23 protein-coding genes are annotated in these 25,106 nt (G+C 74.4%); 8 read left to right on the top strand and 15 right to left on the bottom strand.

Annotation, left to right across the window (positions count from 1 at the left end):
• Positions 1–205: 205 nt before the first annotated feature.
• Positions 206–1,078 (top strand): aldo/keto reductase family oxidoreductase, encoded by an 873-nt coding sequence (locus K2F47_RS39070; protein ID WP_242911295.1) that lies wholly within the window; start codon positions 206–208, stop codon positions 1,076–1,078.
• 8 nt (positions 1,079–1,086) lie between these two features.
• Here the strand turns inward: K2F47_RS39070 and K2F47_RS39075 are convergent, their stop codons facing one another.
• On the bottom strand, positions 1,087–2,661 hold the full coding sequence (locus K2F47_RS39075) for an ABC-F family ATP-binding cassette domain-containing protein (protein ID WP_242911296.1): 1,575 nt from the start codon (positions 2,659–2,661) through the stop codon (positions 1,087–1,089).
• A gap of 80 nt (positions 2,662–2,741) precedes the next feature.
• Here K2F47_RS39075 and K2F47_RS39080 point away from each other — a divergent pair, with 80 nt between their 5' ends.
• Positions 2,742–3,428 (top strand): TetR/AcrR family transcriptional regulator, encoded by a 687-nt coding sequence (locus K2F47_RS39080; protein WP_242911297.1) that lies wholly within the window; start codon positions 2,742–2,744, stop codon positions 3,426–3,428.
• Here the strand turns inward: K2F47_RS39080 and K2F47_RS39085 are convergent.
• Positions 3,413–4,051, bottom strand: a complete 639-nt coding sequence (locus tag K2F47_RS39085; RefSeq protein WP_242911298.1) for a LuxR C-terminal-related transcriptional regulator — start codon at positions 4,049–4,051, stop codon at positions 3,413–3,415. The genes K2F47_RS39080 and K2F47_RS39085 overlap by 16 nt on opposite strands.
• Positions 4,039–5,259 (bottom strand): sensor histidine kinase, encoded by a 1,221-nt coding sequence (locus K2F47_RS39090; protein ID WP_242911299.1) that lies wholly within the window; start codon positions 5,257–5,259, stop codon positions 4,039–4,041. The genes K2F47_RS39085 and K2F47_RS39090 overlap by 13 nt, the downstream gene beginning before the upstream one ends.
• Before the next feature lie 169 nt (positions 5,260–5,428).
• Here K2F47_RS39090 and K2F47_RS39095 point away from each other — a divergent pair, with 169 nt between their 5' ends.
• From K2F47_RS39095 to K2F47_RS39110, 4 genes are all read left to right on the top strand, one after another.
• On the top strand, positions 5,429–6,172 hold the full coding sequence (locus K2F47_RS39095; RefSeq protein WP_242911300.1) for an ABC transporter ATP-binding protein: 744 nt from the start codon (positions 5,429–5,431) through the stop codon (positions 6,170–6,172).
• Complete coding sequence (locus tag K2F47_RS39100; protein ID WP_242911301.1) at positions 6,169–8,622, top strand: ABC transporter permease; 2,454 nt, start codon at positions 6,169–6,171, stop codon at positions 8,620–8,622. The genes K2F47_RS39095 and K2F47_RS39100 overlap by 4 nt, the downstream gene beginning before the upstream one ends.
• 22 nt (positions 8,623–8,644) lie before the next feature.
• On the top strand, positions 8,645–8,818 hold the full coding sequence (locus K2F47_RS39105; RefSeq protein ID WP_156221685.1) for a hypothetical protein: 174 nt from the start codon (positions 8,645–8,647) through the stop codon (positions 8,816–8,818).
• Positions 8,819–8,942: 124 nt separating this feature from the next.
• Positions 8,943–9,782 carry a DUF4253 domain-containing protein gene (locus K2F47_RS39110; protein ID WP_242911302.1) on the top strand — a complete coding sequence of 280 codons (840 nt, stop codon included), beginning with the start codon at positions 8,943–8,945 and terminating at the stop codon, positions 9,780–9,782.
• Between the two features lie 16 nt (positions 9,783–9,798).
• Here the strand turns inward: K2F47_RS39110 and K2F47_RS39115 are convergent, their stop codons facing one another.
• From K2F47_RS39115 to K2F47_RS39150, 8 genes are all read right to left on the bottom strand, one after another.
• Positions 9,799–11,796: an ATP-binding SpoIIE family protein phosphatase gene (locus tag K2F47_RS39115; RefSeq protein ID WP_242911303.1), complete on the bottom strand. Its 1,998-nt coding sequence runs from the start codon at positions 11,794–11,796 to the stop codon at positions 9,799–9,801.
• A gap of 180 nt (positions 11,797–11,976) precedes the next feature.
• On the bottom strand, positions 11,977–12,744 hold the full coding sequence (locus K2F47_RS39120) for an SDR family oxidoreductase (RefSeq protein ID WP_242911304.1): 768 nt from the start codon (positions 12,742–12,744) through the stop codon (positions 11,977–11,979).
• Between the two features lie 40 nt (positions 12,745–12,784).
• Entirely contained in the window at positions 12,785–13,645 is an 861-nt protein-coding gene (locus tag K2F47_RS39125) for a spermidine synthase (protein WP_242911305.1), read from the bottom strand.
• Positions 13,646–13,655: 10 nt separating this feature from the next.
• Positions 13,656–14,747 (bottom strand): ABC transporter ATP-binding protein, encoded by a 1,092-nt coding sequence (locus K2F47_RS39130; protein WP_242911306.1) that lies wholly within the window; start codon positions 14,745–14,747, stop codon positions 13,656–13,658.
• The gene (locus tag K2F47_RS39135; protein WP_242911307.1) at positions 14,731–15,744 is read right to left on the bottom strand and encodes an ABC transporter ATP-binding protein; all 1,014 of its coding nucleotides are present in this window, start codon (positions 15,742–15,744) and stop codon (positions 14,731–14,733) included. The genes K2F47_RS39130 and K2F47_RS39135 overlap by 17 nt, the downstream gene beginning before the upstream one ends.
• 7 nt (positions 15,745–15,751) lie before the next feature.
• Positions 15,752–16,708 (bottom strand): ABC transporter permease, encoded by a 957-nt coding sequence (locus K2F47_RS39140; protein WP_242911308.1) that lies wholly within the window; start codon positions 16,706–16,708, stop codon positions 15,752–15,754.
• Between the two features lie 85 nt (positions 16,709–16,793).
• Positions 16,794–17,720 carry an ABC transporter permease gene (locus K2F47_RS39145; protein ID WP_242911309.1) on the bottom strand — a complete coding sequence of 309 codons (927 nt, stop codon included), beginning with the start codon at positions 17,718–17,720 and terminating at the stop codon, positions 16,794–16,796.
• A 6-nt stretch (positions 17,721–17,726) separates the two neighbouring features.
• On the bottom strand, positions 17,727–19,358 hold the full coding sequence (locus K2F47_RS39150) for a peptide ABC transporter substrate-binding protein (RefSeq protein ID WP_242911310.1): 1,632 nt from the start codon (positions 19,356–19,358) through the stop codon (positions 17,727–17,729).
• A gap of 228 nt (positions 19,359–19,586) precedes the next feature.
• On the opposite strand from K2F47_RS39150, the gene K2F47_RS39155 reads away from it, so the two are divergent.
• The gene (locus K2F47_RS39155; protein ID WP_308198545.1) at positions 19,587–20,909 is read left to right on the top strand and encodes a M20/M25/M40 family metallo-hydrolase; all 1,323 of its coding nucleotides are present in this window, start codon (positions 19,587–19,589) and stop codon (positions 20,907–20,909) included.
• Positions 20,910–20,925: 16 nt separating this feature from the next.
• Here the strand turns inward: K2F47_RS39155 and K2F47_RS39160 are convergent, their stop codons facing one another.
• The 3 genes from K2F47_RS39160 to K2F47_RS39170 form a co-directional block, all read right to left on the bottom strand.
• Positions 20,926–21,702, bottom strand: coding sequence for an ABC transporter permease (locus K2F47_RS39160; protein ID WP_242911311.1), 777 nt, complete (start codon positions 21,700–21,702; stop codon positions 20,926–20,928).
• Positions 21,699–22,715: an ATP-binding cassette domain-containing protein gene (locus tag K2F47_RS39165; RefSeq protein WP_242911312.1), complete on the bottom strand. Its 1,017-nt coding sequence runs from the start codon at positions 22,713–22,715 to the stop codon at positions 21,699–21,701. Before K2F47_RS39165 ends, K2F47_RS39160 begins: the two co-directional genes overlap by 4 nt.
• A 144-nt stretch (positions 22,716–22,859) precedes the next feature.
• Positions 22,860–23,501 carry a PadR family transcriptional regulator gene (locus K2F47_RS39170; protein ID WP_242911313.1) on the bottom strand — a complete coding sequence of 214 codons (642 nt, stop codon included), beginning with the start codon at positions 23,499–23,501 and terminating at the stop codon, positions 22,860–22,862.
• Positions 23,502–23,591: 90 nt separating this feature from the next.
• Between K2F47_RS39170 and K2F47_RS39175 the strand changes: the two genes are divergently transcribed.
• Positions 23,592–24,479, top strand: coding sequence for a hypothetical protein (locus K2F47_RS39175; protein ID WP_242911314.1), 888 nt, complete (start codon positions 23,592–23,594; stop codon positions 24,477–24,479).
• A 13-nt stretch (positions 24,480–24,492) separates the two neighbouring features.
• Here the strand turns inward: K2F47_RS39175 and K2F47_RS39180 are convergent, their stop codons facing one another.
• Positions 24,493–25,092 (bottom strand): TIGR03086 family metal-binding protein, encoded by a 600-nt coding sequence (locus K2F47_RS39180; RefSeq protein ID WP_242911315.1) that lies wholly within the window; start codon positions 25,090–25,092, stop codon positions 24,493–24,495.
• Positions 25,093–25,106: the final 14 nt, after the last annotated feature.

Here is a 25,106-nt window from a genome sequence, read left to right on the forward strand (position 1 = left end):
GCGCGCTCCTTCGGCTCGGGCACTCAGCCTCCCGGCCGGCGGCACCACGATCAAATACCGTTCCGGCCGCCCGCTATCACCGGACCGCTATGTGCGGCCTTGTTCTCCCGCTCCCCGGATCACCGGACTCTGCCTGCGCCGCGCCGTCCGGTGAAGCATGGGCCCCTGGCGCGGGAGGCACCGCGCCGCTGAGGAAGGGCTCGCGATGACTTCGACCACCACGCTCCCCGGCGGAACGTTCACGCTCCCCGGCGGCCTGACGCTCACCCGAATGGGATACGGCGCCATGCAGCTCGCCGGCCCGCACGTCTTCGGCCCGCCCGCCGACCGGGACGGCGCCGTGGCGGTGCTGCGGGAGGCCGTGCGGCTGGGCGTCCGGCACATCGACACCAGCGACTTCTACGGCCCCTACGTCACGAACGAGATCATCCGGGAGGCGCTGCACCCCTACCCGGACGACCTGCGCATCGTGACCAAGGTCGGGGCGCGGCGCGACGCGGAGGGCAACTGGCCCCCCGCGCTCCGGCCCGACGAGCTGCGCCGGGCCGTGCACGACAACCTCGACCGGCTCGGGCTGGACGTGCTCGACGTCGTCAACCTGCGCGTCGGCGAGCTGGAGCGCCCCAAGCCGGGTTCGATCGCCGAGCCGTTCACCGTGCTCGCCGAGCTGCGGGAGCAGGGGCTGATCCGGCATCTCGGGCTCAGCACCGTCTCCGCCGAGCAGGTCGCGGAGGCCGAGTCGATCGCGCCGGTCGTGTGCGTGCAGAACCTCTACAACCTCGCCGACCGCACCGACGACGAGCTGATCGACGCGCTCGCGGCGCGGGGCATCGCCTACGTCCCTTACTTCCCGCTCGGCGGCTTCACCCCGCTCCAGTCCGCGGAGCTGGAGGCGGTCGCGGGACGTCTCGGCGCCACGCCTCCGGCGGTCGCGCTGGCGTGGCTGCTGCGCCGCTCGCCGAACATTCTGCTGATCCCCGGCACCTCGTCCGTCGCCCACCTGCGGGAGAACGTCGCGGCGGCGGCGCTGCACCTGCCCGAGGACGAGCTGGCCAGGCTCGACGCCATCGCCTCCTGACCCGCCGGTCAGCGCGCGCCGGTCCAGTCGGGAATGTCGGACTCGGCGACCCGGCCGTCGGAGCCGAAGACCAGGTAGCGGTCGAAGTCGGCGGCGAACCAGCGGTCGTGGGTGACGGCGAGGACGGTCCCCGCGTAGGCGGCCAGGCCCTCCTGGAGGGCCTCCGCGCTGGCGAGGTCGAGGTTGTCGGTCGGCTCGTCCAGCAGCAGGAGCGTCGCGCCCGACAGTTCCAGGAGCAGGATTTGCAGGCGCGCCTGCTGGCCGCCCGACAGCGTCTCGAACGGGCGTGCGCCCGCCGGGGCCAGCTCGTAGCGCGCGAGGGCGGCCATCGCGTCGTTGCGGGTCAGCGCGTACCGGGACATGACGATCTCCGCGGTCGCCTGGCCGCGCAGGTCGGGGCGCGCGTGGGTCTGGACGAACAGGCCGGGCACGACCCGGGCGCCCAGGCGGAACGACCCGCGATGCGCGACGTCCTGCCCGGCCAGCAGCCGCAGGAAGGTCGACTTGCCCGAGCCGTTCGGGCCGACCAGCGCGACGCGCTCGCCGTACCAGACCTCGGCGCCGAAGGGCTCGGTCAGACCGGTCAGCTCCAGCGACTCGCAGGTGAGGGCACGTTTGCCGGTGCGTCCGCCCCGCAGCCGCATGCGCACGTTCTGCTCTTTGGGGGCGCCGCGGGGCGGCCCCGCGTCCTCGAACCGCTGGAGGCGGGTGCGGGCGGCCTGGTAGGACGAGGCGACCGCGTCGTTGTGCGTCGCGCGCTGCCGGAGCGTGTGGACGAGCCGCCGCAGCCGCGCGTGCTCCTCGTCCCACCGGCGGCGGCGCTCGTGGAGGCGGTCCGCGCGCTCGCGGCGGGCCCGCGCGTAGCCCGCGAAGCCGCCGCCGTGCACCCACACGTCCCGGGACTCGACGGTGACGATCCGGTCGGCCGCGTCGGCGAGCAACTGGCGATCATGCGAGACCAGCAGGACGGTCTTGCCCGTCGCGCGCAGCCGCTCGGCCAGCCACTCCTTGCCGGGCACGTCCAGGTAGTTGTCGGGCTCGTCAAGCAGCAGCACCTCGTCGGGCCCGCGAAGCAGCGCCTCCAGGACGAGGCGCTTCTGCTCCCCGCCGGACAGCGTGGCCACCGGCCTGTCCTTCGCCTCGTCGTAGGACAGGCCGAGCGCGACCGTCGCGCAGGCGTCCCAGACGACCTCGATGTCGTAACCGCCCGCGTCGGTGTAGTCGGTGATCGCCTGGGCGTAGGCGAACTGCGTGCGCTCGTCGTCGTCCAGGGCGCCCTCCGCGCGCGCCAGGCCGTCCGCCGCCGTCCGGACCCGCGCGGGGGCGACCGACAGCAGCAGGTCGCGGACGGTCCGCCCGGTGACGAACTGCCGCATCACCCCCAGGCCGCCGCCGGTGGCGACGGTGCCCGCGGCGGGCTCCAGCTCGGCGGCGATCAGCCGCAGCAGCGTGGTCTTGCCTGAACCGTTAGGGCCGACGAGCGCGGCCTTCGCACCCTCGCCGACGCGGAACGAGACCTCGTCCAGCAGCAGGCGGCCGTCGGGCAGGGCGTAGCTGAGGCCGCTGACCTCGATGTGTCCCACGAAAGGGCTTCTCCTCGTACAGTGTTCGAGTTACCGGACCAACGATCCAGTGATCGCCCAATGTACTAGGGTGGGCGGGCATGAGCGAGAGCGTGTGGTTGCGCGAGGACCGTCCCCGGCGGGACGCGCCGCCGCTGACGCGGGAGCGCATCGTGGCCGAGGCCGTGGCGCTGCTGGACGAGGAGGGCGCCGCCCGGCTGACCATGCGCCGCCTCGCCGAGCGGCTCGGCACCGGCTCCACGACGCTGTACTGGCACGTCAAAACCAAGGACGACGTGCTTGAACTGGCCCTCGACGCGATCTTCGGCGACGTCCCGGTACCGCCCCCGGGGCCGGAGTGGCGTACCGGGGTGGTCGCGCTGATGTCGGGGTGGCGGGCCGCGATGCTCGCGCACCCCTGGTCGGCGGCGGTGCTCGGCGGGCGTCCGCTGCTCGGGCCGAACGTCCTCGCCCGCACCGACCGCCTCTACGGCGCGCTGGCCGCGGCGGGCCTCGGCGGCGCGAGGCTGGCGGGCGCGGCGCACGCGATCGCGAACTACGTCATCGGCTCGGCGCTGATGGAGGTCGGGGCGCGCGGCGGCGCGGACGAGCGGGACGCGGACGGGTACCTGGCGCGCGTCCGCGACCGGTATCCGCACCTCGCCGAACACGGCCGCCTGCACGGCGACGGCTGGGACGCGGCGTTCGCCCAGGGGCTGGAGTACCTCCTGGACGGGGTCGGGCGCCCCGGATCAGCGGCCCGGCCGGAGGCTCAGGAGTTGAGGTAGGCCAGCACGGCGAGGACGCGGCGGTGCCCGCTGTCGCTCGGCGGCAGGCCGAGCTTGGCGAACACGGCGCCGATGTGCTTGCTGACCGACCGCTCGGTGATGACGAGCGTGGTGGCGATCGTGGCGTTGTCGAGGCCCTGCGCCATCAGCCCGAGCACCTCGCGCTCGCGGGGCGTGAGCGCCTGGAGGGGGTCGCTGCGGGACGTCATCAGCTGCGACACGACCTCGGGGTCGAGCGCGGTGCCGCCGCCCGCGACCCGCGCCAGCGCCTCCAGGAACTCGTCGACGCGGCTCACCCGGTCCTTGAGCAGGTAGCCGACGCCCTCCGCGCCGCCCGCGAGCAGCTCGGCGGCGTAGGTCTCCTCGACGTACTGCGACAGCACGAGCAGCGGCAGCCCCGGCAGCCGCTTGCGGGCCTCGATCGCGGCGCGCAGCCCCTCGTCGCGGAAGCCGGGCGGCAACCGCACGTCCAGGACGGCGACGTCGGGACGGTGCTCCAGCAGCGCGGGCAGCACGTCCGGGCCGGTGCCCGCGACGGCCACGACCTCGTGCCCGTCGGAGGTCAGCAGGAGCACCAGGCCCTCGCGCAGCAGGACGTTGTCCTCGGCGATCACGATTCGCACGGCAGGTCCACCTCCAGCGTCGTCCCCGCCCCGTCGGGGCTGTCGATGCGGGTGGTGCCGTCCAGCGCCGCCACCCGGCGGCGGATGCCCGCGAGGCCGCTGCCGCGGTCCGGGTCGGCCCCGCCCTTGCCATCATCGCGCACCGCGACCCGCAGCATCGACCCCTCGCGGCGGACGGACACCCACGCGTGCCCGGCGGCGCTGTGCTTGGCGATGTTGGTGAGGGCCTCGGCCACCACGAAGTAGGCGGCGGCCTCCACGGCGGCGGGGACGCGGCCCTCCACGACGTCCATCTCGACGGGGATCTGCTGCCCGGCGGCCAGCGCCCGCAGCGCCCCCGCGAGGCCCCGGTCGGACAGGATCGGCGGGTAGATCCCGCGGATCACCGTCCGCAGCTGGGTCAGGGCCTCCTCCACCCCCGCCCTGGCCTCCAGGAACAGAGCGCGCGAGGCGTCGGGGTCGGCGTCGAAGCGGCGGTCGGCGAGGCCGAGCCGCAGCGCCGCCGCGACGAGCTGCGCCTGCGTCCCGTCGTGCAGGTCGCGCTCGATCCGGCGCAGCTCCGCGCCGTGCGCCTCCAGCGCCTCGGCGCGGCTCTCGGTCAGCACCTCGACCCGCTCGGCGAGGCTGGTGCGGCGGGTAGGGCGCAGCAGCAGCTCCGACAGCCGGGCCTGCCAGCGCGCGAGCCTCGGCACCAGCCACAGCAGGAGGAACCCGTCCAGCGCCACCTGGAGGAACGGCAGCGTGAGCGCCTTCGGCCAGCTGTCGAGCGTGACGAACGCCGACTGGGACCCCTCCGGCGCCGCCCACCACCACAGCGGCAGCGACGCCGAGAACGGGATCGCGGGCCACAACCCCAGCGCGAGCACCGCCATCACGAGGCCGGGCATCCCGTGGGCCGCCATCCAGCCCAGGTCCCGCCACAGGACGGGCGACCGGAGGAGCGCGATCCCCTGCCCCAGCGACGCCGCCTCCGTCCGCCGGTAGGGGCTCGGGATGTCGCGGCCGAGCAGCCTCCCGGCCCGGCGCCGCTCGGCGTCGGCGAGGGCGCGCAGCGGCCTCACGGCCTCGGGCAGCCACGGCAGCGCGGGAAGCAGCAGCACGGCCCAGAACGCCAGCGGGAGCAGCCCGACCAGCGCGGGCCCGGCCGTGCGAAGGGCCGCGACCAGGGTCCCGGTCGCGTTCGCACTCCGTCTCAACGCCTTGTTCATGTCACCTCGTAGCCACCGTATGAGACGCCGCCCCGGCGCGCACCGGGGCGCGCACCCGGGCCCGTGGTGTAGCCCGCTACACCACCGATTCGGGGGCGTTCGCCCATGTGGCGGGCCCCCTCCGGAACCTAGGTTCGACCAGGTGAGGCGGCGACCAGACGGAGGGACCATGACGACGATGACGGCCGAGGCGACCGCACGGGCGACCGCCGGGGCGGTGAGCCTGGAGGCGGTCACCAAGGACTACGGTGACGTGCGGGCGCTGGACGGGGTGAGCTGGGCGTTCCCCCGCGGCGGGTTCACCGCCGTCATGGGGCCCTCGGGCTCGGGCAAGAGCACGTTCCTGCACTGCGCGTCCGGGCTCGACCGGCCGAGCGCGGGCACGGTCCGGATCGGCGGGACCGACATCGGCCGCCTCAGCGAGGCCAAGCGGACGCGGCTGCGGCGCGAGCGGGTCGGGTTCGTCTTCCAGGCGTTCAACCTGATCCCCTCGATGGACGTCGAGCAGAACATCACGCTCCCGCTCCAGCTCGCGGGGACGCGGGCCGACCCCGGCCTGGTGGCCGAGGTCGCCCGGCGCGTCGGGCTGGCCGACCGGCTGCGGCACCGCCCCGGGGAGCTGTCGGGCGGGCAGCAGCAGCGCGTCGCGCTCGCCCGCGCGCTGGTGACCCGCCCCGAGGTGGTGTTCGCGGACGAGCCGACCGGCGCGCTCGACCCCCGCACGGCCCGCGACGTCCTGCGGCTGCTGCGCGAGGCGGTCGACACGGCCGGGCAGACGCTCGTGCTGGTCACGCACGACCCGATGGCGGCCACGTGGGCCGACTCGGTGCTGTTCCTGAGCCGGGGGCGGATCGTCGACGAGCTGACCTCCCCGACCGTCCAGGGCGTCATGAGCCGTTGGGAGTCGCTGTGAGCACGCGCCGGAGGAGTAAGGCAGGCAAGGGCGCGTTCGCGGGGGTGTTCGCGGCGCTGCTGTTCGCGGCGGCCCTGGTCGGGTCGTGCGGGGTGCTGCTGGAGTCGGCGCTGCGCGCGCACGCGCCGGTCGAGCGCTACGGCGCGGCGGCGGCCGTCGTCGGCGGGCCGGAGAAGGTCGAGGACCGGCTGCGGCGGCCCGGGGACTCCCCGGAGCGGCAGACCCGGCCGGTGGCCGAGCGTCCCCGCGTCCCGGTCGCGGCGGCCGCGAAGCTGCGGGCCGTCCCCGGCGTCCGGGGCGTGGTGGCGGACGTGTCGTTCCCCGTCCTGACGTCCACGGGGGCGTCGGTCAGCGGGCACGGATGGGACTCGGCGGCCCTCCGCCCCTACCGGCTGAGCGCCGGGCGGGCCCCGCAGGCGCCGGACGAGGTCGTCCTCAGCGAGTCCGCCGGGATTCCCGCTGGCAAGCGCGTGTCGTTGCAGACGAGCGGGACGCCGCGTCCGTACCGGGTCACCGGGACCGTCGCGTCCGGCCCCGGCGCGGCGTTCTTCACCCCCGCCACGGCCGCCGCGCTCTACGGGCGTCCCGGCATGGCCGAAGCGCTCGTGGTGACCGCCGACGGGAAGCTCGACAAGGACGCGCTCCGCGCCGCCGTCCCCGGGATGACCGTCGCGACCGGGTCCGCGCGCGGCGACGTCGAGGACCGCGCGGTCTTGGCCGCGCGTCCCGACATCGTGGAGCTGGCGGTGTCGATCGGCGCCGTCGCGGTGATGACCGCGCTCGTGGTCGTCGGCGGGCTGATCGCGCTGGCGACGCGGGAGCTGGCCCGCGAGTTCGCGCTGCTGCGGGCCGTCGGCGCGACGCCCTGGCAGGTGCGGGCCATGCTGCTGCGCGAGACCGCGCGGACCGGCGTCCCCGCCGCGCTCGCCGGCGGCGTCCTGTCGCTCGGGCTCGGCGCCGCGATGCACTCGCTCATGATCGGCCGGGACGCCCTCCCGGACGGGTTCGGGCTCTCGCTCAGCCCGCTCCCCGCGCTGGCCGCGTTCGCGATCACGATCGTCGCCGCGCTGCTCACCTCCCTGCTGGCCTCCCTGCGCGTCTCGCGCATCCGTCCCGTCGAGGCGCTCGGCGAGTCCGCCGCCGAATCCGCGCGGCTGCCCCGCTGGCGCCTGATCACGGGCGTGGTGTTCGTCGTCCTCGGGCTGAACGCGCTCGGGGTCTCCACCGCCACCAGCGGCCCCACCGCCGCCGCGTCGGTCGGCGGGCTGGTGATCTCGCTGATCGTCGCGACCGCGCTGCTCGGGCCGCTGCTGGCCCGGCTCGGCAGCAGGTGGCTCGGCCGCGCGGCCGTGCTCGCCTCGCCGGTGCCCGGACGCCTCGGCCGGCACGCGAGCGGCGCCGCCGCGCTGCGCGCCGGGTCGGTGCTCACCCCGGTCGCGCTGGCGATCGCGTTCGGCTGCACGCAGCTGTTCGCCCAGTCCACGGTCGCCCACGCCACACAGGAGCAGGCGGCGAGCGGCAACCGCGCGGACCAGGTGATCGTCTCGGCCGGGCCGGGGCTGCCGGTCGGCGCCGCCGAGGCCGCGCGGCGCGTGCCCGGCGTCACCGCCGCGACGCCCGTCAAGCGGACCACGGTCGTGATGGCGGTCAAGGAGCTCGGCGAGAAGAACCTCAAGACGCTGAACGCCCAGGGCGTCGGCGCGGGCGCCGAGACGACCATGGACCCGAAGGTCCGCTCCGGGCGCCTCGCCGACCTGCGCGGCGACACGGTCGCGCTCAGCCGCGACGTCGCCGCCGGACTGCACGTCGGCTCGACCGCGCGGCTCTGGCTCGGCGACGGGACGCGCGTCCAGGCGCGCGTGGTCGCGGTCTACGACCGGGGGCTCGGGTTCGGCGACGTGCTCCTCCCCCACGCGACGGCCGTCGCGCACTCCACCACGGCGCTGGACGACCACGTCCTCGTCCGAGGGAGGGCGGACCTGCGTCCGGTCACCGCCGCCTACGCGGGGGCCCAGGTCGTCGACCGCGACGCCTACGGCGACGCGCTGTCGCGGGAGATGCGGCTCCAGAGCCTGGTCAGCCTGATCGTCGTCGCGGCGATCGGCGGGTTCATCGTCATCGGCCTCGTCACCACGCTCGCGCTCGCGACCGGCGCCAGGCGGCGCGAGTTCGCGCTGCTGCGGCTGGTCGGCGCGACGCGGCGGCAGGTGCTCGCGGCGCTGCGCTGGGAGGCCGCGATCGTCCTCGGCACCGGGCTCCTCACCGGCGCGGCGATCGCCCTGGTCACGCTGGCGGCGCTCGCCATGGCCGTCACCGGGACGCCGCTGCCCGCGATCTCCCCGGTGGCCGCCGCGGCGCTCCTCGCGGGCGTGGCGGGCCCGGCCGCCGCCGCGATGCTCCTGCCCGCGCGCGCCATGCTGCGCCGCGGCTCCTCCCCCCACCTCCCCTGACCCCACCGGAAGGAAGAACACGATGACCAACAACGGGCGCTGGACCATCTTCGGCGTGCTGCTCACCGTCAACGTCATGAGCAGCGTCATGCTGCGGGGCACCTGGTACCAGACCGTCATCAGCGTCGTCACCGGCCTGGGCGTGCTCGCCGTGGTGATCGACTACCTGGTCCGCGGGCGCGGCGGCGCGCGCTGATCCGAGGCCGGAGCCCGGCCGGGTTACCGAACCCGGCCGCTCCGGCCACGGCGGGCGTCCCACGCCGTTACCATCTCGGAGTGCCAAGATCCCGTTGGCATGCTCTGTACCGGAACGGCGTGAAATGGATGACGTAGAGGTCCGGCGGCACCTGCCGGGCAACCTGCCCCAGCTGTTCACCGGCGGCGCGGAGGACGCCGCCGGGCGGACGCTGTCGGTGCCGCTGCCCGAGGGCGACGTGGTGTGGCCCGACCCCGGGTACCCGCAGCGGCAGCTGCTGCCGCGCCCCGCGTTCTGGCTCAGCGACGAGCCGGTGCACGGGGAGCTGTGGGGGCGGCTGCGGGCCGAGCACGAGCGGTCGGGGCTGTGGCCGCTGCTGATGGACGAGACCGACCAGCCGTGGGCGTCCGGCCAGATCGCGCCCGAGCCGGTCGAGGAGGTCGGCAACTACGTCCCCCACGCGTTCATGTACGAGGTGTGGGGCGACTGGGCGGCGCAGGCCGCCGACGGCGACCACGACGACCTCGCCCCCTTTGGGCGGCACTGCCCCGGCCCCGCCCCGGAGGGCCACCCGCTGGACGACCCGGACGCCATGGCCGACCGCTACGCCCGCGCCCTGTCGGCCCGGGGCCTGTCGCTCGGGCTCGTCGCCGTCGAGCGGGGCGCGGACGCGCTGGCCGCCGTCGGCTGGCAGGGCGCGCTCAACCACAACGAGTGGACGGCCCCGCTCGCCGCCGTCGTGCGGAGCTGGGAGGAGCGGTTCGGCGCCCGCGTCGTCGGGCTCGGGTTCAACACGCTGGAGCTCAGCGTCGCCGCCCCGCCGGTCACGACCCGGCACGCCGTCCACGTCGCGGCCGAGCACTGGGCGTTCTGCCCCGACATCCTGTTCCAGGGCCCCGGCACGCTCGCCGGGTACGCCGAGGAGATCCGCGGCAAGACCTGGTGGTCGTTCTGGTGGGACTGACGCCGACCCGGCGGGGCTAGGACGTCCGCTGCTCGCACCAGACGACCTTGCCGCCGCCGGTGTGCCGGACGCCCCACCGCTCGGCGAGCCGCCCCACGACGTGCAGCCCGCGTCCCGACTCGGGCATCTCGCCGTCCTCGTCGAGGCGGATGCGGGGACGGCCGTCGGAGTGGTCGAACACCTCGCACACGAGCCCGCCCTCGCGGACGAGCCGCAGCGTCACCCGGCCGCCCGCGTGCCGGATCGCGTTGGTGACCAGCTCCGACACCAGGAGCACGGTGGTGTCGGCCAGCTCGCTCAGGTCCCAGCGGTCGAGCCGGTCGCGGACGAGCCCGCGCGCCCGCCGCACCGCCGCCGGCTCGGCGGGCAGCTCCCAGGACGCGTGGTGGTCGGCCGGGATGCGCCGCAGCCGCGCCACGAGCATGGCGATGTCGTCGCGGTGCTGGTCGTCGTAGACGCCGTCCAGCGCGGCCTGGCACAGCTCCTCCAGCGGCCGCGCGGCGGCGTCGCGGCCGAACGTCTGCTGGAGCCGGGCGAGGCCGTCGTCGATGTCGCGGGCCCGGTTCTCCACGAGCCCGTCGGTGTAGAGGAACAGCAGCGTGCCGTCGTCGACGGCGAACTCGCGGCTGACGATCGGGCCGTCGCCGACGCCGAGCGGCGGGGCGGGCGGCACCGCGAGGTAGTCCGACCCGGTGCCGGGCGAGGCGATCAGCGGCGGCAGGTGCCCGGCGCTGGCGACCTCGCACCGGCCGCTGACCGCGTCGTAGACGACGTAGGCGCAGGTGGCGAAGTGCGGTTCGCGCTCGCCGAGCGTCCGCATCAGCGAGTCGAGCCGCTCCAGCGCCTCGGCGGGCGGCAGTTCGAGGCCCGCGAGCGTGTGGATGGCGGTGCGCAGCCGTCCCATCGTGACCGCTGCCTTCACGCCGTGCCCGGCCACGTCCCCGACGACGAGCGCGACCCGCGCGCCGGGCAGCGCGATCGACTCGTACCAGTCGCCGCCGACCTCGATGAGCCGGCTGCCGGGCAGGTAGCGGTGGTGGACCTCGACCGTGGAGGGCGCCGACAGGCCCGTCGGCAGCAGGCTCCGCTGGAGGGTGAGCGCGGTGGCACGCTCCCGCGAGTAGCGGCGGGCGGTCTCGACGAAGATCGACGCGCGGCCCGCGAACTCCATCCCGATCTCGACGTCGTAGGCGTCGAACGGGCGGTGCGCGACGCTGCGGGTGCAGACGAAGAAGCCGAGCACGCCGGTCGGCGTGGTGATCGGCAGCAGCAGCATCGAGGCGCCCTTGAGCAGGTCGGCGACCGGCGGGCGGCGCCACGCGGCGGCGATCCGCGCGGCTCCGTCGCCGCCGAGCCCGACCAGCACCGGCTCGGCGGTCTCCATGCACCGCGAGTACGGCGTGCCGCTCGGGTAGGTGAGCGTCTCGCCGGTGGGGAACGTCGCGTCCCAGGCGGGGTCGCCGTCGTCGAAGCCGAGCGCCATCCGGCGCAGCAGCAGCGACCCGTCGGCGCCCGCCGGGGACTCGTCGGCGTCGACGAGGCTCTCCAGCAGCAGCAGCGCGCCCGCGTTGCAGAAGTGCGGGATCAGCACGTCCATCAGGCCGCGCGCCAGCAGGTCGAGGTCGAGGGTGGAGCCGATGCGCGGGAGCGCGTCGTCCAGCAGCGCCCGGCGGATCACGGCGGGGTCGACGAACCGGTCGGCGAGCGGCACCGGCACCCGGACGACGGCGAGGGCCGCGAGGTCGGGCGCGCCGCCGCTCATCGGGTGCACGGTGACGACCGCGTCCAGCGTGCCGCCCGCCGGCGTCTCCACGGCGAGCATGGCCGTGCGCTCCCGCCCGGCCCGCAGCGCCTCCAGCAGCGGCCTGCGCGCTCCGGCGATCACCTCGTCGAGGTCGGCGCCGCGCAGTCCGCCCGGTATACCGGACAGCACTCCGGCGGCGTTACGGTCGAACTGGAGTATTCTCCCCGACGAATCCATGCCGAGAATAAGAATTCGGGTGGACGACTCCATCGCTCGATTATGGGACATCCCGCGCGCCCGTGAGGCCGATACGGCGGGGGAAACCGTCCCGGAACCCCGGTCCCGTAGGCTTCGCGGGCCGCGCGCCGCCGCCCTCCGCGCCGCGCGAAATTGGAATCCGCGGACACGTGGGCGCCTTTCACCCGTTGCCGATTTCGTATATTGCCGCTGCTATCTGGGAAAAGACGCGTCGAGGAACTCCTGCCATGTCCGGCGGCCCGTCGCGTCGCCGGGGGCGAGGTGCAGGCCGGCCCGGAAACCGCGCATCGCCCGGCCCGGAACCGGCAGCGGCACCCGCGTGCGGCGCCGTCCCCGGGCCAGCAGGTAGGTGCGCGCCATCTCCTCCAGCGTCAGCACCTCCGGTCCGCCCATGTCGTCGGCCCGGCGGACGGGCCCGGCGCCGAGCGCGAACCCGGCGAGCCGGTCGGCGACCTCGGCGACCTCGACCGGCTGGCAGCGCAGCCCGGTCGGCAGCGGCATCACGCCCGGGGCTCGGGAGAGGTAGTCCAGGACGGCGGCGGGGAGCGTGTGGAACTGTGTGGCCCGCAGGATCGTGTAGGGCAGCCCCGACTTCTCGATCATCCGCTCGACCGTGTGCTTGATCATGTAGTAGCGGTACGGGATTCGGTCCACGCCGACGATCGAAATGTAGACCAAATGGGGCGCGCCCTGTTCGCGCGCGGCCTCGATGAGGTTGCGGGCGGCGTACAGGTCGTTCCTCGGGTGCAGGGCGTCGCTGGCGCAGTGCACGATCGTCTCGGCGCCCGCCAGCGCCGCGCGGACGCCCTCCCCGGTCTTCAGGTCGCCCCTGGCCCAGGTCATGCCGTCCTCCGGCTCCCTGGTGCCGCGGCTGAGCCCGCGCACGTCCGCCTCCGCGGCGCGCAGGGCCCGGGTGAGCGGGCGGCCGAGCGTGCCGCTCGCCCCGGTCACGATGATCATGTGCTTCCCTCCAGGCCGGCGCCGGGCGGCGCGGCGGACGTCAGGACTTGCCGAAGGTCCGCGGCGGCGGGACGGGCGCGGTGACCTCCTCGCCGTCGCGCAGCGGCGCGACACCGGCGCAGAACCCGGCCAGGTCGCGGCCCTCCACCAGCCGCGCCCGGGTGATGCCGCCCGCCGCGCGGCGGGTCAGCGCGTCCACCGGCAGCGGCGCGCGGGACGCGGCGACGATGAGGTTGCCGAACCGGCGGCCCCGCAGCACGCCCGGGTCGCCCATCAGCAGCGCGTGCGGGAACACCGACCGGACCGTCGCGGCGACCCGGCGGGCGAACGGCAGCCGGAACCCATCGGCGACGTTGACCAGGTACGCGCCGCCGGGTCGCAGCACCCGCGCGACGTCCTCGACGAACTCCCGGGTGGCCAGCTCGACCGGCATCGACGCCTCGGCGAACGCGTCCATCACGACGAGGTCGTCGGCGGCGTCCGGCAGCGCGGCGATCCCGGCGCGGCCGTCGGTGACGCGGATGCGCAGGCCCGGCACTCCCTTGACCGGGAGCCGCTCGCGGACGACCGCCACGAGCTCGCCGTCCGGCTCCAGCACGACCTGCCGCGAGCCGGGACGGGTCGCGGCGACATAGCGCGGCAGCGTGCACCCGGCGCCGCCGATGTGCACGGCGTCGAGCGGGCCGCCCGCGGGGGCGATCGTGTCGACGCAGTCGCCCATCAGCCGCATGTACTCGAAGTCGAGGTAGGTCGGGTCGGACAGGTCCACATACGACTGCGGGACCCCGCCCACCAGCAGCATCCAGCCGCCGTCCCGGTCGGCGTCGCGCAGGATCTCGGCCTCCCCGCCGGCGATCGGATACCGGTCGGGCCAGGGGCCCCGCCTGCCCTTGCGTGCCATGTGCCCCACCCTACGGAACGGCCTCTGGGCGCTCGCCGGGGGTTGTAGTTGGTTCGTTCCGGGGGGTGTGGGGGGTCGTCCCCTCACAGGTGACAGAGTCGAAGTCCTCGGCGGCGAAGTGGCAGGCGCTCGGGTGCGCGGAGCCGTCGCGGGCCGTGAGCGCGGGCTCCTCGGCGGCGCAGACGTCGCGCGCCTTCCAGCAGCGGGTGCGGAACCGGCAGCCGGACGGCGGGTCCAGCGGCGACGGCGGCTCCCCCTCCAGCCGGAACCCCCCGGCGAAGCCCGGCGCGTCCGGGTCGGGGACGGGGACGGCCGACAGCAGCGCCTGCGTGTAGGGGTGGGTCGGGTGCTCGTAGATCTGCGCGTCGTCGCCGGTCTCGACGACCTTGCCGAGGTACATGACGGCGACGCGGTCGGAGATGTGGCGGACCGCCGCCAGATCGTGCGCGATGAAAACGTACGCCAGGCCCAGCTCGCGCTGGAGCCCCGCGAGGAGGTTCATCACCTGCGCCTGGACGGACACGTCCAGCGCCGACACGGGCTCGTCGCAGACGATCACGTCGGGGCGCAGCGCGAGCGCGCGGGCGATGCCGACGCGCTGGCGCTGCCCGCCGGAGAACTGGTGCGGGTACCGGTTGACGTGGTCGGGGTCCAGGCCGACCAGCTCCAGCAGCTCCTGGACGCGGGCACGCCGCTCCCCCTTCGGCGCGACCTCCGGGTGGATCGCGAACGGCTCCCCCACGATGTCGCCGACGGTCATCCGGGGGTTGAGGGAGGAGTAGGGGTCCTGCATCACCATCTGGACGCGGCGCCGCAGCGCGCGCAGCTCGCCCCTCGGCAGCGCGAACACGTCGCGGCCCTCGAACCGGACGGTCCCGGCGGTGGGCCGCTCGGCCGCGAGCAGCAGCTTGGCGAGCGTCGACTTGCCGCACCCGGACTCGCCGACGACGCCGAGGGTCTCGCCGCGCGCCAGCTCCAGGTCCACGCCGTCCACGGCCCGGACCTGCCCGACGGCCCGTTTCAGCAGCACGCCGCGCGTCACCGGGTAGTGCTTGACCAGGCCCTCCACCCGCAGGATCGGGTCCTCACCGCGCTGCGGCACCGTGCACCTCCTCGGCGAAGTGGCAGGCGGACTCGTGGCCCGGCGCGACGGCGACCAGCGGCGGCGGCTCCGCCGAGCACAGCGCCTCGGCGCGCGGGCAGCGCGGCGCGAACGCGCAGCCGGGCGGCAGCGCCGCCGGATTCGGCGGCGCCCCCTTGATCGGGACGAGCGGCGCGCCGCGCCGGTCCAGGCGCGGCACCGACGCCAGCAGCCCCCGCGTGTAGGGGTGGGCGGGCCGCGCGTACAGCTCCCGCGCGGGCGCCCGCTCGGCGACCGAGCCCGCGTACATGACGACGATCCGGTCCGCGACGCCCGCGACGACGCCGAGGTCGTGGGTGATCAGGACCATGCCCATGCGCAGCTCGTCCTGGAGCGCCGCGAGCAGCCGCATGATCTGCGCCTGGACGGTCACGTCGAGCGCGGTGGTGGGCTCGTCGGCGATCAGCACGTCCGGCTCCAGCGCCAGCGCCATCGCGATCATGATGCGCTGCCGCATGCCGCCGGAGAACTGGTGCGGGTGGTCGCCGAGCCGCCTGGCCGCCGACGGGATCCGCACCCGCTCCATCAGCTCCACGGCCTTCGCCGTCGCCTCCCTGCGCCGCATCCCCCGGTGCACCTGGTACATCTCGCGGATCTGGTCGCCGACCGTGAACACCGGGTTCAGCGCGGTCAGCGCGTCCTGGAAGATCATCGATATGCGGTCGCCCCGGTAGGCGCGGCGGCGGCGCTCGGGCAGGCCGAGCAGCTCCTCGCCGCGCAGCCGCACCGACCCGCGCGCGATCCGCGCGGGCGGGGTGTCGAGGATGCCCATCACGGCCTGCGCCGCGACGCTCTTCCCCGATCCCGACTCGCCGAGGATCGCGACCGTCTCGCCCTCGGCCAGGGTGTAGGAGAGCCCGTTCACCGCCCGCACGTCCTGTCCCCGGACGTCGAACCGCACGTGCAGGTCGTCCACCGCGAGGAGCGGCGCGCCGTCCTTCTTCAGGTCAGTCGTCATCTCTCGCTCACCGCAGCTTCGGGTCGAGGGCGTCGCGGACGGCGTCGCCGAGCATCAGGAAGCTCAGCACCGTGGCCGACAGCAGCACCGCGGGGAAGACCAGCAGATGGGGGTGGTCGACGAAGGCGTCCTTGGCCTGGTTGAGCTGGAGGCCCCACGACACCTGCGGGTACTGGAGGCCGACGCCGAGGAAGTCCAGCGTCGCCTCCCCGGCGATCACGTTCCCGACGTTGAGGGTCGCGACGACGACCACCGGGGCGAGCGCGTTCGGCAGGATGTGCCGGGCCATGATCCGCGCGTCGGACGCGCCCAGCAGCCGCGCGGCCTGCACGTAGTCGGCGTCCCTGACCGAGATGACCTGGCCGCGCATGATCCGGATCATCGTCGTCCAGCCGAGCAGCACCAGCACCAGCGTCATCGCGCCGACGCCGTGGCTCGGGAAGGCGACCAGGATGACGGTGGCGCCGAGCACGAACGGCAGCCCGAAGAACACGTCGGTGAGCCGGGCGACCAGCGCGTCCAGCAGGCCGCCGTAGTAGCCCGCGAGCATCCCGAACACCAGCGCGATCGCGAACGCGAACAGCGTGACCGCGACGCCGATCAGCAGCGTCGGCCGGGCGCCGTGCACGACGTGCGCGTAGTAGTCGCAGCCCGCGAGGTCGGTGCCGAACCAGTGGCCGCCGGACGGGCCGAGCTTGGCGAGGTTCGGGTCGCAGCCCTCGTTGACGCCCTTGGAGGTGAACAGCCGAGGGACGGCCGCCATCACCGCGACCAGCGCGAGGAACACCGCCGACGCCCAGAACACCCAGCGGCGCCGCAGGTCGCGCCACGCGTCGTCCCACAGCGACGCGCGCCCGATCTCGCCGCCCGCGACGGCCAGCGCCGCCGCCTCGGCGGCCGCCCCCGCGGGCTCGGCGCCCGCCGCCGGTTCGGGGCCCGGCACGCCCGGTTCATCGATCTTCATCGCCCACGCCCATCGCCACGCCTCACCGCGCCCGCGCGCGCTCCGTCGGTCGCCCTCACCCGTGCCCTCACCCGTGCGGCCGCCCTCACTCGTACCTGATCCGGGGGTCCAGGAACCCGTACAGCAGGTCCACCAGCAGGTTGACGAGCAGGAAGATCAGCACGAGCACGGTGACCGCGCCGACCACGACCGGCCCCTCCTTGAGCTGGATCGACTGGAACACCTGCTGCCCGATGCCGGGCAGGTTGAAGATGCCCTCGGTGACCACCGCGCCGCCCATCAGCGTCCCGAAGTCCACGCCGAGGTAGGTCACGACGGGGATCAGCGAGTTGCGCAGCGCGTGCCGCCCGACGACCCGCGCCCGCGACAGCCCCTTGGCGTTCGCGGTGCGCACGTAGTCGGCGCGCAGGTTCTCGGCGAGGCTGGTGCGGGTGAGCCGCGCGACGTAGGACAGGCCGAGCGAGCCGAGCACCATCCCGGGCAGCAGATAGCTCATCGGCCAGCCGTCGTCGGTCCCGGCCGTGGGGAAGACCTGCCAGTGCAGGCCCAGCAGGAGCTGCGCGGTGTAGCCGAGCACGAACACCGGCACGGCGATCAGCAGCGTCGTCCCGCCGAGCACGAGGGTGTCGGCGAGCTTCCCGCGCCGCAGGCCCGCCCAGACGCCGAGCGCGAGCCCGAGCGCCAGCTCGAACAGCCAGGCGGTGACGGCGAGCTGCGCGGTCACCGTCCAGCGCCCCGACAGCATCTCCGACACCTTCTGGCCGGTGTAGTTCTCGCCGAGGTTCCCCTGGAGCAGCCCCCACATGTACTTGCCGTACTGCACCAGCAGCGGGTCGTTGAGGTTGTAGCGCTCCCGCAGGGTCTGGAGGACGTTCTCCGGGATGGGCTTGTCGCCCGCGAGCGCCTGGATCGGGTCGCCCGGCAGCGCGAACACCATCGCGTAGATGAGCAGCGTCGTGCCGATGAAGACCGGGACCGCCTGGAGCAGCCGTCTGAGGACGTAGCGCCACATCGCCGGCTACTTCACCGTCACTTCGTACGCGAGGAGCCCCGTCGCGTACGACGTGATGGTGACGTCGCCGACCCGGTCGGACCGGCCGCCCTGGCCCGCCCACGTCCACAGCGGGATCATCGGCATCTCGCGGATCGCGACGTCCTCGGCCTGGTTGTAGAGCCTCAGGGCCTCCTGCGGGTCGCCCGTCCGGTTCGCCTTGCCGACGAGGTCGTCGAACTCCCTGCTCGTCCAGCCCATGCGGTTGGCGCCCGAGATCCACAGGTTCTCCAGGTAGTTCTGGGCGCTCGGGTAGTCGGCCTCCCAGTTCTGCCGATAGGGGCCCTTCTCCGTGCGCTTGCGCAGCATCCCGAGGTAGTCGGACGCGGGGACCTGCCGGAACTGGATGTCCCGGATGCCGAGGTTCTGCCGCAGCGAGTTCGCGACGATCTGCATCCATTGGTAGTAGGTCGGCTGCGCGTTGGAGAAGTACAGCTCCAGCGTCCCCTTGAACCCGCCGGACTTCGCGTACAGCTCCTTGGCCTTGGCCGGGTTGAACGTGCACAGCTCGCCGCACGCGTTCGGCCGGTGCCCGGCGATGATCGCGGGGAGCAGCGAGTCGGCCGGGAAGTAGTCGCCGTTGTAGACGGCCTTGTTGATGCCCTGCCGGTCGATCGCCATCGAGATCGCGCGCCGGAGGTCGGGGTTCGCGAACCGCTTGTCGAACACCGGGAAGCCCAGGTAGTCCATCGTGCCCATCTTGCGGGGCAGGAACTTGTCGCCCAGCAGCCGCTTGGCCTCGGGCACCTTCCCGGCGGGGATCGTCTGGTAGACGTCGATGCGGCCCGCGCGCAGGTCGGTGTAGGCGGTGTCGGCGCTGGAGTAGCTCTTCCAGGTCACGCCCTTGTTCTTCGGCTTGCGCGGCCCGGTGTAACCGGGATAGGCGACGAGCTTGATCTGCTTGTTGCGCTCCCACTGCCCGCTCATCATGTACGGGCCGTTGCCGATGGGGTGCTCCTCGAAAGCGCGGAGGTCCTTCAGCCCGGCCTTGGGCATCGGCGCGAACGCCGGGTAGGTCAGCAGCAGCGGGAACTGGTTGAACGGGTCGGTCAGCGTGACCCTGAGCGTGTTCTGGTCGACCACCTGCACGCCCGACAGCGTGTCGGCCTTCGGCTTGGCGTTCTCGTCCTCGGGGTTCAGCTCCGCGTACCCCTGGATGTGCGAGAAGTAGTCGTTGGCGTTGTAGGCGTTCGGGCCGTAGGCGGCGTTGTTCCACCCGTCGGCGAAGCTGGCGGCGGTGACCGGCTCGCCGTTGTGGAACTTCTGGCCCGGCCTGATCTTGATCGTCCAGACCTTCTGGTCGGGGCTGGTGACCGACTCGGCGGCGAGGTTGTAGCCCTTGCCGTCCTTGGTGAGCCCCACGAGGTTGTCGAACAGGTTGCCGATGACGTCGAAGGCGTAGCTGCTGGTGGTGTTGCCCGGCACGAGGTGGTCGGGCTCGGGGTGGCCGGCGGTGAACGTGCCGTCGCCCGACTTCGCGCCGCCGCCGCAGGCCGACAACCCGAGCGAGGCCGCCAGCACCACCGCCCCCAGCGCCGCGATGGGGCGGCGGCCCCGGTACCGGTGGACGTCACGGCTCGCACCCCTGAGGCTGGTCATGCTCCTCCTCGTGCACTGTCGCGTGCGCGGCGCGGCAACCGCCCGCGCTCTTCAGATTGGTGGCAGCGTCGTACCGGCCGGATGATTTGGGTACGGCGCTGAACGATTCGAAACCGGATCGATATGTTGTTGATCATTGGTTGCCAGAGGTCAGCGCGGGGGAAAAATGAAGGTTTGTTGCGAAAGGTGGGTATTGGTGTGACGGAGCCGAAGGTCCACGAGGACACCGTGGCCGGTGCCGCGAGCGGGGCCGCCGAGGCCGCGGGGGTGGAGGCGGCGGAGATCTGCTCCGCGCTGATCCGCATCGACACCACGAACGAGGGCGAGGGCGTGGCGCGTCCGGAGCGTCCGGCCGCCGAGTACGTCGCCGCGCTGCTGGACGAGGTGGGCGTCGCCGCCACGATCGTGGAGTCCGCGCCCGGCCGGGCCAGTGTGCTGGCGCGGATCGCGGGCACCGACCCCGCGCACCCGGCGTTCCTGATCCACGGGCATCTGGACGTGGTGCCCGCCGAGGCGTCGGAGTGGAGCGTTCCGCCCTTCTCGGGCGAGGTGCGGGACGGCTGCGTGTGGGGACGCGGCGCGGTCGACATGAAGGGCACGCTCGCGATGACGCTCGCGACCGTCCGGCGGCGGCTGCGCGAGGGCCGCCGCACCCGGGGCGACCTGGTGCTGGCGTTCCTCGCCGACGAGGAGTGCACCGGCGACCTCGGGTCCCGGTTCGTGGCCCGCGAGCATCCGGGGATCTTCGAGGGCTGCACCGAGGCGATCAGCGAGTCGGGCGGCTTCAGCGTCCACGCCGGCGACGCCCGGATCTACCCGATCGCGACCGGCGAGCGCGGCACGACGTGGATGCGGCTGACCGCGCGCGGCACCGCCGGGCACGGCTCCAAGCCCGCGCCCGACAACCCGGTCGCCGAGATCGCGCACGCTGTGTCGCGCATCGCCTCCTACGAGTGGCCCGTCCGCCTCACACCGGGCGTCCGCGCCCTGCTGGACGGGCTGGCCGCCGCGCTCGGCACCACGATCGACCACGACCGCCTCGACGCCGAGGCGCGGCGGCTCGGCCCCGTCGGGCGGCTGTTCGAGGGAACGATCCGCAACTCGGCCAACCCGACCCGGCTGGACGCCGGATACAAGATCAACGTGGTGCCGGGGACCGCGACCGCGCAGGTCGACGGCCGGTACCTGCCGGGCACCGGCGAGGAGTTCCTGGCCACGATCGACCGGCTGCTCGGCCCGAGGGTGACCCGCGAGTTCGTCAACTACGAGGAGGCGCCCGCCGCCGATCCGGCGGGCGCCACCTTCGCCGACCTCGCGGCCGCGCTCCGCGCCGAGGACCCGGCGGCGCGTCCCGTCCCGTACGTGATGGCGGGCGGCACCGACGCCAAGTCCTTCCAGCCGCTCGGCATCGCGAGCTTCGGGTTCGCACCGCTGCTCCTCGGCCCGGAGCTGGACTACTTCGGCATGTTCCACGGGGTGGACGAGCGCGTCCCGCTGGACGGGCTGGCCTTCGGCACCCGCGTCCTCGACCGCTTCCTCGACACCCGCTGACCGGGCGCGCCCGCCGTCACTGCGACTTCTGGTAGCTGCGGAAGGAGAAGATCGCGAGCCCCACCGTCGCCGCCGTCAGCGCCAGCAGCGGCGCGGCGTGCCCCGCGACCGCGCCCCAGCGCGGATCGTCGGCGAGCGCGGCGCGCCCGGCGTCCAGGGCCCAGCTCACCGGGTTCCCGGACGCGACGTGCCGCATCCAGCCCGGCATCAGGCCCTTGGCCATGAACGCCGAGGACAGGAACGTCAGCGGGAGCAGCAGCATCACGTTCAACATGATGATCGTGTTGCGGTCGCGGACCAGCAGCGCGAGCGTGGTGGACAGCTCGGCGAGCACGACGCCGATCAGCACCGACATCGCGACGAGGATCGGCAGCCCGGCGGCGGCGCCCGGGTAGTGCGCGCCGCCCGCCCAGCCCAGGGCGATGATCACCAGGGACTGGAACGCGGTGCCGAGCGCCTGCTCGATCACGCCCGCGTTGGCGAGCGCGCTCCGCCGGACCGGCGTGACCAGGAACCGGTTGAGCGTGCCGCGCTCGATCTCGTCGAGCGTGCCCATCCCGGCGAAGGAGTTCAGCGACACCGCGTTCATGATCACGACGCCGGGGACGAGATAGTCCAGGTAGGAGCCGGTGCCGAAGCCGGGCAGCTCCACGACGCGCTTGAAGAGCTGGCCGAACAGGAAGAGCCAGATGACCGGCTGGGCCAGCGACATGATCAGCATCGCGGGGCTGCGGAGCAGCGCGGACACCCGGCGGTGCGTCATCCACCAGGTCCCGGCGATCAGAGCGGTCATCGGACGCCTCCCGTGGCGGCGGGTTCGGTGGCGGTGCCGGTCGCGCTGGCGCTGCCGGCGGTGTCCGCCTGGGCGAAGCGGCGGCCCGCGTAGCGCAGGTACACGTCGTCCAGGGACGGCCGCGCGACCGTGACGGCGGCGGCCGGGAACCCGGCGTGGTCGAGCGCGGCGAGGACGGCGGGCACGGCGGCGGCGCCGTCGTCGGTGCGCGCGCTGAGGCGCGGGCCCTCCAGCATGACGTCGCGGATGCCGGGCAGCCGGCCGAGCGCGGCCCGCACCGCCCCCTCCTCGGGGGCCTCGCCCCACTCCAGGTGGACGGCGTCGCCGCGCAGCTCGCCCTTCAGCGCGTCGGGCGTGCCCTCGGCGACGACGCTGCCCCGGTCGACGATCGCGAGGCGCCGCGCGAGCCGGTCGGCCTCGTCCAGGTAGTGGGTGGTGAGCAGGATCGCCAGCGCGTCGTCCCCGGCGAGGGCGGCGATCTCCGCCCACATCGACGCGCGCGCCTCCGGGTCGAGGCCGGTGGTGGGCTCGTCCAGGAACAGGACGCGCGGCCGGTGGACGAGGCCGAGCGCCACGTCCAGCCGCCGCTGCGTCCCGCCGGAGTAGGTCTTCACCTTGCGGGCGGCCACCTCCCGCAGCCCGAACCGCTCCAGCAGCTCGTCGGCGCGGCGGCGGGCCTCGGCGCCGCCCGTCCCGTACAGCCGCGCCTGCAACACGAGGTTGTCGCGGCCGCTGGCCTCGGGGTCGGCGCCCGAGCGCTGCGACACGACGCCGATGACGCGGCGGACCCGGTCGGGGCGGCGCAGCACGTCGTGCCCGGCCACCGCCGCCGTTCCGGCGTCCGGCCTGATCAGGGTGGTGAGGATCTTGACGGTGGTGGACTTGCCGGCGCCGTTCGGGCCGAGCAGCCCGAGGATCTCGCCCTGGCCGAGCGTGATCGACAGCCCGTCCAGGGCCCGGACGGCGCCGGGATAGGTCTTCACGAGGCCGTCGGCCTCGATGGCGTGAGCCATGGTCTCCTCCGTTGTCCGCGGAGGGCCCCGGGCTAGGCTGTGACTGCGGTCTCGCCGCCGGGGCCCGCTCCGCGAGCGGGTCGGGTGGTGGGTTCCCGGCCCCGGCGGAGGTGTTGCCGCACCTGCGCCGGGGCCCTTCTTCGGCTACTCCTCGGCGCCCCTCTCCGCCAGCTCCGCCATCTCGGGCGGCATCTCGCCGGTCTCGTGGAAGGCGCGCCACAGGTCGAGCCCCTGCAACGTGCCGGCGGCGATGTCGGCCAGCAGGGCGCGCACCCAGGCGGCCTCCGCCCTGCGCATGGCCAGCTCGTACTCCGACTCGATGAGGAAGACGCGGGGGATCTCCGCCGCGTCCGCGAGCGCCGCGTCCTGCTCGGCGATCTCCCGCTCCAGCGTGTCGAGCCGGCGCTTCATCAGGTCGGACGCCTCGTCCGGGCCGAGCGCGCCGAGCACCGAGAGCGCGGCGACGAAGCGCGGATGCTCGCGCTCGGGGACCGCGACCAGCTCGCGGACCCAGTCGGCGAGCTCCGCGCGCCCGGCGTCGGTGATCCGGTAGACGGTCCGCTCCGGCCGCGCCCCCTCGCGCACGCTCCCCTCGACGGCCAGGAAGCCGTGCTTCTCCAGGTTGCGGACGACGGTGTAGAGCGTGCCCCACTTGATGTCGATGTCGCGGTCCTTGCCCCGGGCGCGCATCAGCGAGGCCATCTCGTAGGGGTGCATCGGCCTGGCCGTGACCGTCGAGAGCACGGCGAGGGCGAGGAGGTTTCCCACCTTGCGCCGCTTGGCCATCTCGACTCCTCGTGGACGAATACTCGTGAACGAGTATAGGCACGGCGCGCGGCCCTCGTCCAGCGGCTCCGGAGCGGGTAGAGACCGGTCGTGGACTTCTCCAGCGCCGCCGGCGAGCTCTACGGCGTCACCCCGGACGAGTTCGTCGAGGTCAGGACCCGGCTGTCCCGGCAGGCCAGGGACGAGGGCGACGCCGCGCTGGCCAAGCGCATCGGCGCGCTGCGCCGCCCGACCCTCTCGGCGTGGGCGGTCAACCTGCTGGCCCGCTCCGCCCCGGACGACCTCGGCCGCTTGCTGGACGTCGGGGCGGAGATCCGGGCTGCGTGGGGGTCGGGGAGCCTCGGCGACCTGGAGCAGCGGCGGGCCGGGCTCGTCCGGGACCTGGTGCGGACGGCGGGGGAGCTGGCGTCGGCGGCGGGCCGCCCGCTGCGGGATCAGGCCGTCCGGGACGTGGAGGACACGCTCCAGGCCGCGACCGTCGACCCGGAGGTCGCGGACGAGGTCCGCGAGGGCCGACTCGCTCAGCCGCGCAGCTACAGCGGCTTCGGCCCGGTGGGCTTCCCCGTGGCCCCGGACGGGGCGACGCGTCCCCGGAAGGCGCCCGCGAAGGAGAAGCGCGCCGGGACACGGCGGAAACAGGCCGAGGAGAAGGCCGCGAAGCCGAAACCGGAACCGAAGCCGAAACCGGAACCGACGGCGAAGGCGAGCGCGGCGCGGGCGCGGCGGGCGGAGACGCTGCGCAGGCGTGCCGACGAGGCGGAGGCCGCCCTCGCCGGGCATCGGGAGAAGGCCGAGGAGGCGAGGGCGGCGGCCGAGTCGGCGGCCGACACGGTGGGACGGCTGCGGCACGAACTGGAGCGGGCCGTCGCCGACCGCGACGCGGCGGCGCGCAAGGCGGAACGCGCCGAGCGCGGCCTCTCCCGCGCCGAGGACACGGCGCGGGACGCGCGCAGGGCCGCCGACGCCGAGCCCGGGTGAGCCGACCGGGTGGTCAGCCGAGGCGGCCCGCCGGGTCGCGTCCGAGGTAGGCGAGCAGGCGCTCCCCCGCGTCGGCCGTCTTGAGCACGGGGACGGGCGGCGCGAACAGCCCGTGCCGGGTGGCGCCGGAGACCAGCATCGGCGCGAGCTCCAGCAGGGCCCCGGCGAGGACGGGCGGGATGCGGCGGGGCCGCCCGACGGCCTGCGCGACGTCCCAGCCGTGCACGGCGATCTCGATGGCGCCGGTCCCGGCGACGAGGTCCGCGCAGAGGGCCGAACCGCCGACCGTGACGGGGCCCGTGGCCTGCGTCCAGGCGCCGAGGAGCCGCCCCGCGCCCGCGCGGAACACCGCCACCGGGTCCTCCTCCGCCTCCGCGTCCGGGACGAGGCGGACGCGGCCGGTGTCGACGGCCTCCAGCAGCGCCGCCAGCGACTCGCCGGTGTGGCGCAGCAGCGTCCCGAGGTCCCAGCCCCGGCAGGGCGTCGGACGGCACAGGGTCTCAGGCGTCACCTCGTCCAGCGCGCGCAGCGCGTACCCGAGCGCCTCTTCCAGGAGTGCGGGTCCCCGCTCCTCCGGCGACCTCGTCGACGCCGCCGTGTCCACCGAGCCCATGCGCCCTCATCTCG

Source organism: Actinomadura terrae, assembly GCF_022751215.1.
Classification (GTDB): domain Bacteria; phylum Actinomycetota; class Actinomycetes; order Streptosporangiales; family Streptosporangiaceae; genus Spirillospora; species Spirillospora terrae.

Excerpts from the sequence above, each read along its gene's own strand:
- K2F47_RS39070 (WP_242911295.1), top strand. The coding sequence starts at position 206 with ATGACTTCGACCACCACGCTCCCCGGCGGAACGTTCACGCTCCCCGGC.
- K2F47_RS39080 (WP_242911297.1), top strand. The coding sequence starts at position 2,742 with ATGAGCGAGAGCGTGTGGTTGCGCGAGGACCGTCCCCGGCGGGACGCG.
- K2F47_RS39090 (WP_242911299.1), bottom strand. The coding sequence starts at position 5,259 with ATGAACAAGGCGTTGAGACGGAGTGCGAACGCGACCGGGACCCTGGTC.
- K2F47_RS39095 (WP_242911300.1), top strand. The coding sequence starts at position 5,429 with ATGACGACGATGACGGCCGAGGCGACCGCACGGGCGACCGCCGGGGCG.
- K2F47_RS39105 (WP_156221685.1), top strand. The coding sequence starts at position 8,645 with ATGACCAACAACGGGCGCTGGACCATCTTCGGCGTGCTGCTCACCGTC.
- K2F47_RS39110 (WP_242911302.1), top strand. The coding sequence starts at position 8,943 with ATGGATGACGTAGAGGTCCGGCGGCACCTGCCGGGCAACCTGCCCCAG.
- K2F47_RS39115 (WP_242911303.1), bottom strand. The coding sequence starts at position 11,796 with ATGGAGTCGTCCACCCGAATTCTTATTCTCGGCATGGATTCGTCGGGG.
- K2F47_RS39120 (WP_242911304.1), bottom strand. The coding sequence starts at position 12,744 with ATGATCATCGTGACCGGGGCGAGCGGCACGCTCGGCCGCCCGCTCACC.
- K2F47_RS39125 (WP_242911305.1), bottom strand. The coding sequence starts at position 13,645 with ATGGCACGCAAGGGCAGGCGGGGCCCCTGGCCCGACCGGTATCCGATC.
- K2F47_RS39135 (WP_242911307.1), bottom strand. The coding sequence starts at position 15,744 with ATGACGACTGACCTGAAGAAGGACGGCGCGCCGCTCCTCGCGGTGGAC.
- K2F47_RS39140 (WP_242911308.1), bottom strand. The coding sequence starts at position 16,708 with ATGAAGATCGATGAACCGGGCGTGCCGGGCCCCGAACCGGCGGCGGGC.
- K2F47_RS39145 (WP_242911309.1), bottom strand. The coding sequence starts at position 17,720 with ATGTGGCGCTACGTCCTCAGACGGCTGCTCCAGGCGGTCCCGGTCTTC.
- K2F47_RS39150 (WP_242911310.1), bottom strand. The coding sequence starts at position 19,358 with ATGACCAGCCTCAGGGGTGCGAGCCGTGACGTCCACCGGTACCGGGGC.
- K2F47_RS39160 (WP_242911311.1), bottom strand. The coding sequence starts at position 21,702 with ATGACCGCTCTGATCGCCGGGACCTGGTGGATGACGCACCGCCGGGTG.
- K2F47_RS39165 (WP_242911312.1), bottom strand. The coding sequence starts at position 22,715 with ATGGCTCACGCCATCGAGGCCGACGGCCTCGTGAAGACCTATCCCGGC.
- K2F47_RS39170 (WP_242911313.1), bottom strand. The coding sequence starts at position 23,501 with ATGGCCAAGCGGCGCAAGGTGGGAAACCTCCTCGCCCTCGCCGTGCTC.
- K2F47_RS39180 (WP_242911315.1), bottom strand. The coding sequence starts at position 25,092 with ATGGGCTCGGTGGACACGGCGGCGTCGACGAGGTCGCCGGAGGAGCGG.